Raw genomic sequence first — 14,270 nt, forward strand, 5'->3', positions numbered from 1 at the left:
CTCCAGAGATAGACACAAACCGCTTCGGCCACTGCCTGAAAACGGTAGCGGGTTAACTTTTGCGCATCATCAACCATAAACTGATGCAGAAGAAGGTCGCACTTGGTAACAGTGCTCCCAATACCGGGGGAATGCCGTAATACAGCGTCAGTGGGCCAAAAATCTTATCCAGCAGGTAGAACACAAACCCAAAGCTGATACCGGTCACCACGCGTAGGCCCATCGCCACGCTACGCAGCGGGCCAAAGATAAACGACAGCGCCATCAACATCATCACCGCGACGGAGAGCGGCTGGAAGATTTTGCTCCACATGTTGAGCTGGTAACGCCCGGAATCCTGGCCACTCGACTTCAGATACTTCACATAGTTGTGCAAGCCGCTAATCGACAGCGCGTCTGGATCAAGCGCCACCACGCCGAGTTTGTCTGGCGTGAGGTTTGTTTTCCACGTGTTGCTGACGGTCTGCGTGCCGGTGATCTGTTTCGGATCGGTCAGGTTCGATTCATCCACCTGCGACAGACGCCAGATTTTCTGGTCGGTATCAAACTTCGCGGAGGCCGCATACCGAACCGACTGCAAGCGGCGCTCATTGTTGAACGCGTAAATACTGACGCCGCCCAGTTCATTCTCGTCTTTCACCCGCTCGATATAGACAAAGTCGTTGCCGTCTTTAGCCCACAGCCCTTGCTGGGTAGAGAGCAACGAACCGCCATACATCGACTGCGCGCGCTGATTACGTGCCATCTGCTCGCCCTGGGGAGCTACCCACTCGCCAATCGCCATGGTCAGCAGCACCAGCGGGATCGCTGTTTTCATCACCGATAACGCCACCTGCATACGGGTGTAGCCGGAAGCCTGCATCACCACCAGCTCACTGCGTTGCGCCAGCATGCCCAGGCCCAGCAGTGCGCCAAGCAGCGCCGCCATTGGGAAGAAGACCTGAATATCTTTCGGCACGCTGAGGATGGTGTACATCCCCGCGCCCAGCGCGTCGTACGAGCCTTGCCCGGCTTTTTTCAGCTGATCAACAAACTTGATAATGCCGGAGAGCGACACCAGCATGAATAACGTCATCATGATGGTGGTGAAAATGGTTTTACCGATATAGCGGTCAAGTACGCCAAAAGCCTGCATTATACCGCTCCTCCTGGCGCAAAACGGGCGCGGATCCGGCGCATTAGCACGGTATCCCAGAGATTCAGCGCGACAGCCAGCGCCAGATAAAGAAGGTTCACTGCCCACATCCAGATCATTGGATCCAGCTTGCCTTTCGCACCGTTGGAACGCAGCGACGTTTGCAGCAGGAAGAAAACAAGGTACAGCAGCATTGCCGGCAACATGGAGAGCACCCGCCCCTGACGCGGGTTCACCACGCTCAGCGGCACAACCATCAGCGCCATCATAAACACCGTGAATACCAGCGTTAAACGCCAGTGCAGCTCTGCGCGGGCGCGATCGTTATCGGTATTGATGAGCGTGCGCATATCCATCTGCTCGGTATCCGAAGGATCGAGCGTAACGGCCTGATGGCCAATAACCGCCTGGTAATTCTGGAAATCCGTGATGCGGAAATCACGCAGCATCGCTGTCCCTTCAAAGCGCGTGCCTTTGTTAAGCGTCACCACCTGGGAACCATCTTTATGCTGGCTAATTTGCCCCGAATCGGCAACCACGACCGACGGGCGCGCATTGCCTTTTGGGCGAAGCTGCGCAAGGAAGACGTTATGGAAAGTGCGGCCTTCCACCCCTTCGATAAACAGGACGGAATTGCCATCTGATGCCTGCTGGAACTGGCCCTGTGCCAGTGCGGCCATGCCGGGGTTGGCTTTGGCATCTGCCAGCACCTGATCCTGATGGCGAGACGACCACGGGCCAGCCCACATCACGTTGACTGCCGCCACCGCACCGGTAAACAGCGCAAGGATCATGGCGGCTTTCACCAGGACGCCGCGACTGAGACCGCAGGCGTGCATAACCGTGATTTCGCTTTCGGTATAAAGTTTACCCAGCGTCATGAGCAGGCCGAGAAACAGACTCAACGGCAGGATAAGCTGCGCCATTTCAGGCACGCCCAGACCCAGCAAGGAGAGTACAAGGTTGGTAGGGATTTCACCGTCTGCCGCTGCGCCTAAAATTCGTACCAGTTTTTGACAAAAGAAAATCAAAAGCAGGATGAATAGTATCGCAAGCTGGCTTTTCAGCGTCTCCCGAGCCAGATATCTTATGATTATCACTTTAATTACGCCCGTAAAAACCAGTCTTTTTCCTGGAAAATCGCTTGTTTCATGGCTTAAACGTCATTTATTCTCTTGAGTCGTCGAAATCATCGCTAAGATTAATATACTCAGCGGATACGTGCGTAAGACCCGATTCTGACGCGCCTAAACCGAAGTAACATTAAGATTAACACGAAGTCACCGCAACAGCGGACACGAGTTACGAAAGCTTGCAATTCTATCCGTAGCCGCCGCCGTTGTCTTTAAGATTCAGGAGCGTAGTGCATGGAGTTCAGTGTAAAAAGCGGTAGCCCGGAGAAACAGCGGAGTGCCTGCATCGTTGTCGGTGTCTTTGAGCCGCGCCGACTCTCTCCGATTGCCGAACAACTTGATAAGATCAGCGACGGCTACATCAGCGCGCTGCTGCGTCGCGGCGAACTGGAAGGCAAGCCGGGGCAAACGTTGTTGCTTCATCACGTACCGAATGTCCTCTCTGAGCGTATTTTGCTGATTGGCTGCGGTAAAGAGCGTGAACTGGATGAGCGCCAGTACAAGCAAGTAATCCAGAAAACAATCAATACGCTGAATGATACAGGCTCAATGGAAGCCGTCTGTTTCCTGACTGAATTGCACGTCAAGGGGCGTAACACTTACTGGAAAGTACGCCAGGCCGTCGAAACCGCGAAAGAGACGCTGTACAGCTTCGATCAACTGAAAACCAACAAAAGCGAGCCACGTCGTCCGCTGCGTAAAATGGTGTTTAACGTGCCGACCCGCCGCGAGCTGACCAGTGGCGAGCGCGCCATTCAGCATGGGCTGGCCATTGCCGCCGGTATTAAAGCAGCGAAAGATCTCGGTAACATGCCGCCAAACATTTGTAATGCCGGTTACCTCGCCTCTCAGGCACGCCAGCTGGCCGACACCTATAGTAAAAACGTCATCACGCGCGTTATTGGCGAGCAACAGATGCGCGAGCTGGGGATGCACTCCTACCTGGCAGTAGGCCAGGGTTCGCAGAACGAATCGCTGATGTCGGTCATCGAATACAAAGGCAACCCGTCTGAAGATGCGCGCCCGATCGTGCTGGTCGGTAAAGGCCTGACGTTCGACTCTGGCGGTATTTCGATCAAACCTGCCGAAGGCATGGATGAGATGAAATACGATATGTGCGGCGCGGCGGCTGTATATGGCGTGATGCGCATGGTGGCCGAGCTGCAATTGCCGATCAACGTGATTGGTGTGCTGGCGGGCTGTGAAAACATGCCTGGTGGGCGTGCGTACCGCCCGGGTGATGTGCTGACCACCATGTCCGGCCAGACCGTTGAAGTACTGAATACGGACGCGGAAGGCCGCCTGGTACTGTGCGATGTACTGACCTATGTGGAGCGTTTCGAGCCGGAAGCGGTGATCGATGTGGCAACGCTGACCGGCGCATGCGTGATTGCGTTGGGCCATCATATTACCGGCCTGCTGTCGAACCATAATCCGCTAGCGCATGAACTGATTGGCGCGTCTGAACAGGCGGGTGACCGCGCATGGCGTTTACCGCTGGGCGACGAATACCAGGAGCAACTGGAGTCTAATTTTGCGGATATGGCGAACATTGGCGGCCGTCCTGGCGGAGCAATCACCGCGGGTTGCTTCCTGTCGCGCTTTGCGCGTAAGTACAACTGGGCCCACCTGGACATCGCCGGGACGGCATGGCGCTCCGGTAAAGCCAAAGGTGCCACCGGCCGTCCGGTTGCGATGCTGTCGCAATTCCTGCTGAACCGCGCCGGATTTAACGGCGAAGAGTAGTTGTCGTCCACGCCGGATGGCTGCGATTGCCGGGTGACGGCAACTGTGCAAATCCCCAAGAGCAGAGTGACCTCTGTGACTGGGGTGCGCAAAGGCAGCCGACAAAGCGGCTACGCCAACGACGACAGATATAGCGTTTAAATCCTCAACCAAAAGCCCCATATATGAAAAATGCAACGTTCTACCTTCTGGACAATGACAACGCCGTTGATGGCTTAAACGCCGTAGAACAACTGGTGTGTGAGATTGCCGCAGAACGTTGGCGCAATGGCAAACGCGTGTTGATCGCCTGTGCTGATGAGCAACAGGCGATTCGGCTGGATGAGGCGCTGTGGGCGCGTCCGCCGGAAAGCTTTGTTCCGCACAACCTGGCGGGCGAAGGTCCACGCGGTGGTGCGCCAGTCGAGCTGGCCTGGCCGCAAAAGCGCAGTAGCAGTCCGCGCGATGTATTGATCAGCCTGCGCGTGGAATTTGCAGATTTTGCCACCGCTTTCACAGAAGTGGTAGACTTCGTTCCTTATGAAGACTCTCTGAAACAACTGGCGCGCGAACGCTATAAAGCCTACCGCGTGGCCGGTTTCAACCTGAACACGGCAACCTGGAAATAATGGAAAAGACATACAACCCCAAAGATATCGAACAGCCGCTGTACGAGCAGTGGGAAAAGCAGGGCTATTTCAAACCCAACGGTGATGAAAGCCAGGAAAGCTTCTGCATCATGATCCCGCCGCCGAACGTCACCGGCAGTTTGCATATGGGCCACGCCTTCCAGCAAACCATCATGGATACCATGATCCGTTACCAGCGCATGCAGGGCAAAAACACCCTGTGGCAGGCGGGGACTGACCATGCCGGTATCGCTACCCAGATGGTGGTTGAACGTAAAATTGCCGCAGAAGAAGGGAAAACCCGTCACGACTACGGTCGCGAAGCGTTTATCGATAAAATCTGGCAGTGGAAAGCGGAATCTGGCGGCACCATTACCCGCCAGATGCGCCGTCTTGGCAACTCTGTGGACTGGGAGCGTGAGCGCTTCACCATGGACGAAGGCCTATCCAATGCCGTAAAAGAAGTCTTTGTCCGCCTGTACCAGGAAGACCTGATTTACCGTGGCAAACGCCTGGTAAACTGGGATCCGAAACTGCGCACCGCCATTTCCGATCTGGAAGTGGAAAACCGCGAGTCCAAAGGCTCAATGTGGCATATCCGCTACCCGCTGGCCGACGGTGCAAAAACCGCCGACGGTAAAGATTATCTTGTCGTCGCCACCACGCGTCCGGAAACCCTGCTCGGCGATACCGGCGTAGCGGTAAACCCGGAAGATCCGCGTTACAAAGATCTGATTGGCAAATTTGTAGTACTGCCGCTGGTGAACCGCCGTATTCCGATTGTTGGCGATGAACACGCCGACATGGAAAAAGGCACCGGCTGCGTGAAAATTACCCCGGCGCATGACTTTAACGACTACGAAGTGGGTCGTCGCCACAAGTTGCCGATGATCAACATCCTGACCTTTGACGGCGATATCCGTGAAAGCGCGCAGGTGTATGACACCAACGGTAACGAATCCGACGTTTACCCGGCAGACATCCCGGCAGATTTCCAGAAACTGGAGCGTTTTGCCGCGCGTAAAGCAATGGTCGCCGCAGTAGACGCGCTCGGCCTGCTGGAAGAGATCAAACCGCACGACCTGACCGTTCCTTATGGCGATCGCGGCGGCGTGGTGATTGAACCGATGCTGACCGACCAGTGGTACGTGCGTGCCGACGTACTGGCGAAACCGGCAGTTGAAGCAGTGGAAAACGGCGATATCCAGTTCGTACCGAAGCAGTACGAAAACATGTACTTCTCCTGGATGCGTGACATTCAGGACTGGTGTATCTCCCGCCAGCTGTGGTGGGGCCACCGTATTCCGGCCTGGTACGACAACGATGGCAACGTTTATGTTGGTCGCAGCGAAGACGAAGTGCGTCAGGAGAATAACCTCTCTGCGGACATCGCCCTGCGTCAGGACGAAGACGTGCTCGATACCTGGTTCTCTTCTGCGCTGTGGACCTTCTCGACCCTCGGCTGGCCGGAAAACACCGACGCGCTGCGTCAGTTCCACCCGACCAGCGTCATGGTCAGCGGCTTCGACATCATCTTCTTCTGGATTGCGCGCATGATCATGATGACCATGCACTTTATCAAAGATGAGAATGGCAAACCGCAGGTGCCGTTTAAGACCGTCTACATGACGGGCCTTATCCGCGATGACGAAGGCCAGAAGATGTCCAAATCCAAGGGCAACGTGATTGACCCGCTGGATATGGTGGACGGTATTTCGCTGGCGGATCTGTTGGAAAAACGCACCGGCAACATGATGCAGCCGCAGCTGGCGGAGAAAATCCGCAAGCGCACCGAGAAACAGTTCCCGGACGGCATTGAACCGCATGGCACCGATGCCCTGCGCTTCACGCTAGCGGCGCTGGCATCTACCGGACGCGATATCAACTGGGATATGAAGCGCCTGGAAGGTTATCGTAACTTCTGTAACAAGCTGTGGAACGCCAGCCGCTTTGTGCTGATGAACACCGAAGATCAGGATTGTGGCTTTAACGGCGGCGAAAAAGTGCTGTCGCTGGCAGATCGCTGGATCCTCGCTGAATTCAACCAGACCATTAAAGCTTACCGTGATGCGCTGGATAACTACCGCTTCGACATTGCAGCAGGCATCCTGTACGAGTTCACGTGGAACCAGTTCTGTGACTGGTACCTTGAGCTGACCAAACCGGTTATGAATGGCGGTTCTGACGCGGAACTGCGCGGTACCCGCCATACGCTGGTTACCGTGCTGGAAGGTCTGCTGCGTCTTGCGCATCCGATCATTCCGTTTATCACGGAAACGATCTGGCAGCGCGTGAAAGTGCTGAAAGGCATTACTGCAGACACCATCATGCTGCAGCCGTTCCCGCAATACGACGCCGCTCAGGTTGACGAGAAAGCGCTGGCGGATACCGAATGGCTGAAGCAGGCGATCATCGCAGTACGTAATATCCGTGCTGAGATGAACATCTCCCCGGGTAAACCGCTGGAGCTGCTGCTGCGTAGCGCAAGCGAAGAGGTTAAACGTCGTGTGAACGATAACCTCAGCTTCCTGCAAACGCTGGCGCGCCTGGAGAACATCACCCTGCTCGCTGACAACGATAAAGGCCCGGTATCGGTTACCAAGATCGTTGATGGCGCAGAGTTACTGATCCCAATGGCTGGTCTTATCGATAAAGAGACTGAGCTGGCGCGTCTGGCAAAAGAAGTGGCGAAAGTGGAGCAAGAAATTGGCCGCATCGAAAGCAAACTCGGCAATGAAGGCTTTGTTGCTCGCGCACCGGAAGCGGTGATTGCGAAAGAGCGTGAGAAGCTGGAAGGGTATGCAGAAGCCAAAGCGAAGTTGATTGAGCAACAGGCCGTTATCGCCGCGCTGTAATCACTCTGCGTTAAAGAAAAAACCGGGCTATATGCCCGGTTTTTTTATTGGCAGGACGAAAAAGCCCTGCGCAATACACGCAGATTAAAACGCTGCCGGATAGAACGACAGACCACGCGCCAGCAGGTTTGCCGGATCTTTGGCCGGTTGCACGCCGTGATCTTCAAGCGTGACAGCTTCCAGATCGCCATGTACAAGGGTATTTTCCAGCAAGTAACGGGTCATACGCACTTTTGCCCACGGCCAGGCCAGGAACAGCGTAATGAAGCACACCAGCATGTTAGAGATGGAGATCCAGAACATGCGACCGATGCCGACCGTAGAAGAGAAACGAATCCCCCCTTCCAGAACCAGTTGCCCGTAAATGTAAGCACGCAGTTTCACAAACGCGAACAGGAAGCAGACAATCGCCCCGGCGATATAAATCAGGTAGCTCAGCATTAATTTGCCATACAGCGGCCCCATCATCATGGCTAATTGCTCCGGATCGCCGCCCGCTGCGTAGGCATACTCTTGCAACGTAATAAATGACGGAACGACCAGCACCATAACCAGCACGATAAACGGCACGAACAGCAACATCGACAGCACCACAATGGTGATGCATTTTTTCATTGAGATCTCGCCGGAGAATTTCAGTTTGCCGTATTGCAGATTATTTATCAGCATACCGAACCACTGCGCAGCATATACACCTTGCATAATGGCAATGCCCAGCAGTAATACCAACATACCGATGCCAATTAGCGTAGCAATAGCGCCATATGAGTCACTACTTAATGCCGATGTGGTAAAGAAAGAGAACACGACCACCGATGCGATAATAATCAGCAGCGGGCACCCCATCATTACCCACCAGGCGCGAAGCGGGCTCGCATAAAAGTTAAAACGTACGCCGTTGATTTCCGTCATCAACATCTGATAACGCAGCCCCTGCGTGATCAACCACGGGAAGAAAATCAGGAACAGCGCAATCATACAGAGTTGCAGAGCGATGTTTTCATACGCAACGTTAATAAAGAAAATCGCATACAGTACCAGCAGACACAGCCAGCCCACGAAAATAGAGCGCCCGGTGGCATGGTAAGAAAAACGGGCACCAGCGAGTTCGGTATTTTCGTAAAAATAACGGCGCGCGCGTACTAACGCCCAGGGCAAATATAACCCCAACGTTATTAAGGTAAGCAGAATATTTACCAGCCACACCAAGAAATAGCCTTTACCACTGCCTTGAAAAAGAAAACGACGCACAGGCGTGGCCGCGGAACCAGGAGTTTCGGAAGTCATAACAATCCTTATCGTAAAAGAGACATAAAAAAGTACACCACAACAATATTGCGGCAGGGTTATCTCCACAATTTATTTTAGATTAGTTAAGGCTAAAATATAGCGCCCAATATTCCTGGTCTTGCCAGAAGGTTTCTGTAGTGGTATTAAGCAGGATCACGTTATCCCCACAAAAACAGAGTGCAGAAATGAATGTGACCGCGCCGGTAGAGGTAAAAATGCGCCGGATTGCTGCGACAGACAACGCAGCTATCGCCTCGGTGATCCGTCAGGTTTCGGCGGAATATGGCCTTACCGCCGATAAAGGCTACACCGTTGCCGACCCGGAACTGGACGAGCTCTATCAGCTTTACAGCCGACCTGGCTGTGCGTACTGGGTTGTGGAACAAAACGGCAATGTCGTAGGCGGAGGCGGCGTTGCGCCGCTCAAATGCAGCGAACCGGACATCTGCGAATTGCAGAAGATGTATTTCCTGCCCGCCGCACGCGGCCAGGGCCTGGCGAAAAAACTGGCGCACATGGCACTGGAACACGCCCGCATTCAGGGATTCAAACGCTGTTATCTGGAAACCACCGCCTTTCTTACCGATGCCATCGGCCTGTATGAGCATTTAGGTTTTGAGCATATCGACGGGCCGCTGGGTTGTACCGGCCACGTGGACTGCGAAGTTCGGATGTTGAAAACGCTGTAATAGCGCAGCGCGCAGTATTACACCGGCACACCGCTGTGAAAACGAAACTCCGAATCCGGCGTCGTGATAAGCAACGCTTCCACCTCACCGAAATGGCGTACACGCGGGGCAATATCCACCGTTGAAATCGCCTGCGCCAGCGTCAGGTAATCCTGGTAATGGCGCGCCTCGGAGCGCAACAGCGACAAATAGAACTTGCGCAAATCCTCTTCCAGCCACGGTGCCAGAGCCGCAAAACGCTCACAAGAACGGGCTTCGATATAAGCCCCGCAAATTAATTTATCGACCAGCGTCAGCGGCTCATGGGTGCGAACTTCTTTCAGCATCCCTTTGGCATAGCGGCTGGCTGTGATTTTCACGTAGGGAATGTGACGGACCTGCATCGCTTCGCGCACTTGCCAGAAGTGGTGCAGCTCTTCTTTAATCAACAACACCATGCTGTCGATAAGTTGTTGGCCCCAGGCGTCATCAGTCTGCGGCATGACGCTTTTGCTGATTTGCTTATGCAGTGCAACAAAGTCCGGCTCCGGCCCTTCGCGAAAGGTGAATGCTTCATAGGGTTTCAGCCACGCCAGCAGCGCATCTGCGCCGCTTTTATCCGCCACATATTTGCGCACCAGTAACATCGCGGTTTGCGCGGCTTTCAGCTCGCACACCATATGATCGGTTAAGAGCAGCGGTAGCATTGCCGGATCGCGGGCTTTGTCTATCCAGGATTGCGGTGTCGGGCAGTGAAGGAAGGCTGAAACAGGGGCGAGTATTTGCAGGTAATCCATGGCTGTTCCTTGCTATGCGGCAGCCTGGGCTGCCGCAACGGTCACTCAGTGACGTACTCCATCATCTTCTTCGTCGAGGTACTCGTCATCATCATCCTCGTCGCCTTCTTCGGCGTTCGGATCTTCGTAGTAAGTGCCCCACCCGTCATATTCGACGTCGAACTTCTCGGCCAGATTCAGCAACTGCTCAACCTGCGCATCGATCAGATCGGCATTCAATGCACTTTCGCTCAGCACATCGCAACAGATCACGACGTCGCCCTCTTCCAGCTCCAGCTCTTCCGGCTCGGTCACTTCGTAACCCAGTTTGAACGCTTCAACCGCCGCTTTTTCCAGCGTCTCAAAGTCGTCTGCCGACAGGTGATGCTCAATGGTGTAAAGCGCGTCAGGATCGCTGCCGTCTTCCAGCAATTCTTCAATAATCAAACGCGTCTCTTCGCGCTGTTCTTCCAGGTGTTCCGGGTTCGCCATGGCTCGTTCCTCATAATGTGGCAGATACACTTATTGTCACACACCGCCGTCAATGCCTCCACTCTCTGCAGAAAAGATTTCTTTCCCGGGGTTGCAAATGCATATTCATACATATAAATTGAATTTTAATTCAACTAGTGGCCTTTGCCATGTGAGGAAAACATGTCTTCTTTTTATCAAAAACACTTCTTAAAATTACTCGATTTTACCTCTGCGGAAATCAATTCCCTGCTGCAACTTGCCTCTCAACTGAAGGCTGACAAGAAAAAAGGCCAGGAAGTCCAGAAGCTTACCGGCAAAAACATCGCGCTCATCTTCGAAAAAGACTCAACCCGTACACGATGCTCTTTCGAAGTTGCCGCATTTGATCAGGGTGCCCGCGTAACGTATCTCGGCTCAAGCGGCAGTCAGATTGGGCATAAAGAGTCAATTAAAGATACCGCGCGCGTACTGGGCCGGATGTATGACGGCATTCAGTATCGCGGCTACGGCCAGCCGATCGTTGAAACACTGGCGCAGTATGCCGGCGTGCCGGTCTGGAATGGATTAACCGATGAGTTTCACCCAACACAGTTGCTGGCGGATCTGCTAACGATGCGTGAGCATCTGCCGGGTAAACCGTTCAGCCAGATGACGCTGGTCTATGCGGGCGATGCGCGCAACAACATGGGTAACTCCATGCTGGAGGCTGCAGCGCTGGTGGGGCTGGACTTACGTCTGGTCGCGCCAAAAGCCTGTTGGCCGAATGCCAGCCTGGTGGCGGAATGCCAGGCGCTGGCAATCAAAAACGGCGGCAATATTACCCTGACGGAAGATATCGCTGCAGGCGTGAAGGGTGCGGATTTCATCTATACCGATGTCTGGTTGTCGATGGGAGAAGCCAAAGAGAAGTGGGCGGAACGTATTGCGCTGCTGCGTCCCTTCCAGGTCAACAGCAAAATGCTGTCGCTGACCGGCAACCCGCAGGTGAAATTCCTGCATTGCCTGCCCGCATTCCATGATGATCAAACCACGCTTGGCAAAAAAATGGCGGAAGAGTTTGGTTTACACGGCGGAATGGAAGTGACCGACGAGGTGTTCGAATCCCCGGCAAGCATTGTGTTTGACCAGGCGGAAAACCGCATGCACACCATCAAAGCGGTAATGGTAGCAACCCTGAGCCAATAACCTTTACAGGCCCGGTGTGCGCAACGCTACCGGGCCGCCATTTTTAGCCCACCAGCAGTTTCACAACCACTTTGCGTACCTGTGCGGGCGCGTTCACTGCACACAGCGGTTTATGCACTTCGCCCGGATAGAACACAACAAAGTCGCCTTCGTTCAGCACCACGGTCTTTTCCTGCACCCCTTCCGGCAAAAAGGCGATGTCTTTGTCTGCCAGCCAGTCGGTGTCCGGCGCGCCCGCGGGCTGCGTACTGAATGTCATCCCCTCCTGCCCTTTCAGCACGATCTGAATATCAAGATACCGGGCGTGATACTCCGCGCGACGTTCAACAAACGGTTGTGTCATATCTTCTGATACCAGATAAAACAAACGGCTACCGTCGATATCATGCTTACCCACCGGCGTTGCATCGGTAACATGCTGCTTAATATGCTCGATAGCCTGGCGCAGCTCCTGCGGCAACCAGGACTGTAAATGGTGAATATTGCCAACGATCATTGTTCAAACCCTCGATATAAAACACTGTTTCATTTCTCATGTTTATACGAAAATTCCCGCGCACCTACCACCCTTTTTTGCAGGAGATTTGTTACAGCGCATAGTTATTGGAAATGATGTTAATTGGCTGTTAAAGCGCAGGCCGAATTTATGCAGTAATCCTGCATAAAGCCAGAAATGATTAACGGTGGCTTGTACCACAATGCATTGATAATTAACCTCTTATCAAAAAACATGCTGGCACATCACATTTTATCATCCCGTTTATTTCTGCATAAAAACAATAATTATCCCTGACGAAGGCCAAGGGAAAGAATATTGTATTCCCTTTAGTGCATATCTATGTATCAAGAACCGCTAACACATTAAAAATCAACGAGTTAAATAATAATAAAAATCAATCAATCACCACATACTCATAACAACCATAAATAATTACACGCATTAACGCGTAGGCATTCATCCTTATATTATGGCTAAATTACTATTCTCTGATACGAATCATGCATTCGAAAACAAAGCATTCTGTCGCCATTTCGACGTGAGCCATGTCACATTTTTAATTCCCGTCACATCTACTATTAGCCGTGAAAATTAATTGAATTTACCCCGCCATGAAATTAATGCATTTACATGGCGCGCCCCCTTTTTATTCTTAAAAACAGTTAAAGGAATAATTATGGAAAAGCATTACGTCGGTTCTGAAATAGGTCAATTACGTAGTGTCATGTTGCACCGCCCAAATTTAAGCCTGAAACGCTTAACCCCGTCTAATTGTCAGGAGTTGCTCTTTGATGATGTTTTATCGGTGGAGCGGGCCGGTGCCGAACATGATATTTTTGCTAACACGCTGCGCGAACAGGGTGTTGAAGTCCTGCTGTTAACCGACTTGCTGACACAAACGCTTGATATAGCAGAAGCAAAAGCCTGGCTACTGGAGATGCAAATCTCTGATTATCGACTCGGGCCAACCTTCGCTGGCGATGTGCGAAGCTGGCTGGCAGATATGCCGCACCGCGAACTGGCGCGGCGACTGAGCGGTGGCCTGACTTATGGTGAAATTCCGGCAATGATTAAAAATATGGTTGTTGATACCCACACAGCCAATGATTTTATTATGAAGCCGCTGCCTAACCATTTATTTACCCGCGATACCTCATGCTGGATTTATAACGGTGTGTCGATTAATCCGATGGCTAAAACAGCCCGTCAACGCGAAACCAATAATCTCCGCGCAATATATCGCTGGCACCCAGCCTTCGCCGGGGGTGATTTTATTAAATATTTCGGCGATGAAAATATTAATTATGACCATGCCACTCTCGAAGGCGGCGATGTTTTAGTCATTGGTCGCGGCGCGGTATTAATTGGACTGTCGGAACGCACCACGCCGCAGGGCGTCGAGTTTCTTGCCAACAGCCTGTTTAAACACCGTCAGGCAGAGCGCGTTATCGCCGTAGAACTGCCGAAGCACCGGTCCTGCATGCACCTCGATACGGTAATGACACATATCGATGTCGACGTTTTCTCTGTTTACCCCGAAGTGGTACGCAAAGACGCCCAGTGCTGGACGCTCACCCCGGACGGGCGCGGCGGCCTGCAACGCACCCAGGAACAGGACTTATTGCACGCCATTGAAAAAGCCCTCGGCATTGATCAGGTGCGTTTGATCACCACCGGCGGCGATGCCTTTGAAGCGGAGCGCGAACAGTGGAACGACGCCAACAATGTCCTGACGCTGCGCCCAGGTGTGGTGGTGGGCTATGAACGCAACATCTGGACCAACGAAAAATACGACAAAGCGGGGATCACTGTTCTGCCAATCCCCGGCGACGAACTGGGACGCGGGCGCGGCGGCGCACGCTGCATGAGTTGCCCGCTGGAACGAGACGGAATTTAAAGGA

14 protein-coding genes are annotated in these 14,270 nt (G+C 53.2%); 7 read left to right on the top strand and 7 right to left on the bottom strand.

Going from position 1 to position 14,270, the window contains the following annotated elements:
* Window positions 1-52: 52 nt before the first annotated feature.
* The 3 genes from lptG to ACUY4S_RS20470 form a co-directional block, all read right to left on the bottom strand.
* A complete protein-coding gene (gene lptG / locus ACUY4S_RS20460) occupies window positions 53-1,135 on the bottom strand; it encodes an LPS export ABC transporter permease LptG (RefSeq protein WP_312691147.1) in 1,083 nt (360 codons plus the stop codon).
* A complete protein-coding gene (gene lptF, locus ACUY4S_RS20465; protein WP_312691146.1) occupies window positions 1,135-2,235 on the bottom strand; it encodes an LPS export ABC transporter permease LptF in 1,101 nt (366 codons plus the stop codon). The genes lptG and lptF overlap by 1 nt, the downstream gene beginning before the upstream one ends.
* A gap of 63 nt (window positions 2,236-2,298) precedes the next feature.
* On the bottom strand, window positions 2,299-2,349 hold the full coding sequence (locus ACUY4S_RS20470) for a hypothetical protein (RefSeq protein WP_216637209.1): 51 nt from the start codon (window positions 2,347-2,349) through the stop codon (window positions 2,299-2,301).
* Between the two features lie 153 nt (window positions 2,350-2,502).
* On the opposite strand from ACUY4S_RS20470, the gene pepA reads away from it, so the two are divergent.
* The 3 genes from pepA to ACUY4S_RS20485 all read left to right on the top strand — a co-directional run bounded on the left by pepA (window position 2,503) and on the right by ACUY4S_RS20485 (window position 7,477).
* The gene (gene pepA / locus ACUY4S_RS20475; RefSeq protein ID WP_312691145.1) at window positions 2,503-4,014 is read left to right on the top strand and encodes a leucyl aminopeptidase; all 1,512 of its coding nucleotides are present in this window, start codon (window positions 2,503-2,505) and stop codon (window positions 4,012-4,014) included.
* A gap of 164 nt (window positions 4,015-4,178) precedes the next feature.
* Window positions 4,179-4,622 carry a DNA polymerase III subunit chi gene (gene holC / locus ACUY4S_RS20480; RefSeq protein ID WP_312691144.1) on the top strand — a complete coding sequence of 148 codons (444 nt, stop codon included), beginning with the start codon at window positions 4,179-4,181 and terminating at the stop codon, window positions 4,620-4,622.
* Window positions 4,622-7,477, top strand: coding sequence for a valine--tRNA ligase (locus tag ACUY4S_RS20485; protein WP_458021736.1), 2,856 nt, complete (start codon window positions 4,622-4,624; stop codon window positions 7,475-7,477). Before holC ends, ACUY4S_RS20485 begins: the two co-directional genes overlap by 1 nt.
* An 84-nt stretch (window positions 7,478-7,561) precedes the next feature.
* Here ACUY4S_RS20485 and ACUY4S_RS20490 read toward each other — a convergent pair whose 3' ends face one another.
* Window positions 7,562-8,764 (bottom strand): YjgN family protein, encoded by a 1,203-nt coding sequence (locus tag ACUY4S_RS20490; protein WP_458021737.1) that lies wholly within the window; start codon window positions 8,762-8,764, stop codon window positions 7,562-7,564.
* A 188-nt stretch (window positions 8,765-8,952) separates the two neighbouring features.
* Between ACUY4S_RS20490 and ACUY4S_RS20495 the strand changes: the two genes are divergently transcribed.
* The gene (locus ACUY4S_RS20495; protein WP_312691141.1) at window positions 8,953-9,456 is read left to right on the top strand and encodes a GNAT family N-acetyltransferase; all 504 of its coding nucleotides are present in this window, start codon (window positions 8,953-8,955) and stop codon (window positions 9,454-9,456) included.
* Window positions 9,457-9,473: 17 nt separating this feature from the next.
* On the opposite strand, the gene miaE is transcribed toward ACUY4S_RS20495, so the two are convergent.
* Window positions 9,474-10,232, bottom strand: coding sequence for a tRNA isopentenyl-2-thiomethyl-A-37 hydroxylase MiaE (miaE, locus tag ACUY4S_RS20500; RefSeq protein ID WP_458021738.1), 759 nt, complete (start codon window positions 10,230-10,232; stop codon window positions 9,474-9,476).
* A 45-nt stretch (window positions 10,233-10,277) separates the two neighbouring features.
* Window positions 10,278-10,703 carry a ribonuclease E inhibitor RraB gene (rraB, locus tag ACUY4S_RS20505; RefSeq protein ID WP_312691139.1) on the bottom strand — a complete coding sequence of 142 codons (426 nt, stop codon included), beginning with the start codon at window positions 10,701-10,703 and terminating at the stop codon, window positions 10,278-10,280.
* A gap of 97 nt (window positions 10,704-10,800) precedes the next feature.
* Between rraB and argL the strand changes: the two genes are divergently transcribed.
* Window positions 10,801-10,896, top strand: a complete 96-nt coding sequence (gene argL / locus ACUY4S_RS20510; RefSeq protein ID WP_458021739.1) for a putative translational regulatory protein ArgL — start codon at window positions 10,801-10,803, stop codon at window positions 10,894-10,896.
* Window positions 10,866-11,870, top strand: coding sequence for an ornithine carbamoyltransferase (gene argF / locus ACUY4S_RS20515; protein WP_458021740.1), 1,005 nt, complete (start codon window positions 10,866-10,868; stop codon window positions 11,868-11,870). The genes argL and argF overlap by 31 nt, the downstream gene beginning before the upstream one ends.
* 43 nt (window positions 11,871-11,913) lie before the next feature.
* On the opposite strand, the gene ACUY4S_RS20520 is transcribed toward argF, so the two are convergent.
* Entirely contained in the window at window positions 11,914-12,366 is a 453-nt protein-coding gene (locus ACUY4S_RS20520; protein WP_458021741.1) for a YhcH/YjgK/YiaL family protein, read from the bottom strand.
* A 679-nt stretch (window positions 12,367-13,045) separates the two neighbouring features.
* Between ACUY4S_RS20520 and arcA the strand changes: the two genes are divergently transcribed.
* A complete protein-coding gene (gene arcA / locus ACUY4S_RS20525) occupies window positions 13,046-14,266 on the top strand; it encodes an arginine deiminase (RefSeq protein WP_312691136.1) in 1,221 nt (406 codons plus the stop codon).
* Window positions 14,267-14,270: the final 4 nt, after the last annotated feature.

This window comes from Kosakonia beeri (assembly GCF_054165705.1).

Bases quoted from the DNA above. Each gene is read 5' to 3' on its own strand.
- ACUY4S_RS20520 (WP_458021741.1), bottom strand. From the start codon at position 12,366: ATGATCGTTGGCAATATTCACCATTTACAGTCCTGGTTGCCGCAGGAG.
- ACUY4S_RS20485 (WP_458021736.1), top strand. From the start codon at position 4,622: ATGGAAAAGACATACAACCCCAAAGATATCGAACAGCCGCTGTACGAG.
- rraB (WP_312691139.1), bottom strand. From the start codon at position 10,703: ATGGCGAACCCGGAACACCTGGAAGAACAGCGCGAAGAGACGCGTTTG.
- ACUY4S_RS20495 (WP_312691141.1), top strand. From the start codon at position 8,953: ATGAATGTGACCGCGCCGGTAGAGGTAAAAATGCGCCGGATTGCTGCG.
- argL (WP_458021739.1), top strand. From the start codon at position 10,801: ATGCATATTCATACATATAAATTGAATTTTAATTCAACTAGTGGCCTT.
- miaE (WP_458021738.1), bottom strand. From the start codon at position 10,232: ATGGATTACCTGCAAATACTCGCCCCTGTTTCAGCCTTCCTTCACTGC.
- holC (WP_312691144.1), top strand. From the start codon at position 4,179: ATGAAAAATGCAACGTTCTACCTTCTGGACAATGACAACGCCGTTGAT.
- pepA (WP_312691145.1), top strand. From the start codon at position 2,503: ATGGAGTTCAGTGTAAAAAGCGGTAGCCCGGAGAAACAGCGGAGTGCC.
- lptG (WP_312691147.1), bottom strand. From the start codon at position 1,135: ATGCAGGCTTTTGGCGTACTTGACCGCTATATCGGTAAAACCATTTTC.
- argF (WP_458021740.1), top strand. From the start codon at position 10,866: ATGTCTTCTTTTTATCAAAAACACTTCTTAAAATTACTCGATTTTACC.
- ACUY4S_RS20490 (WP_458021737.1), bottom strand. From the start codon at position 8,764: ATGACTTCCGAAACTCCTGGTTCCGCGGCCACGCCTGTGCGTCGTTTT.
- arcA (WP_312691136.1), top strand. From the start codon at position 13,046: ATGGAAAAGCATTACGTCGGTTCTGAAATAGGTCAATTACGTAGTGTC.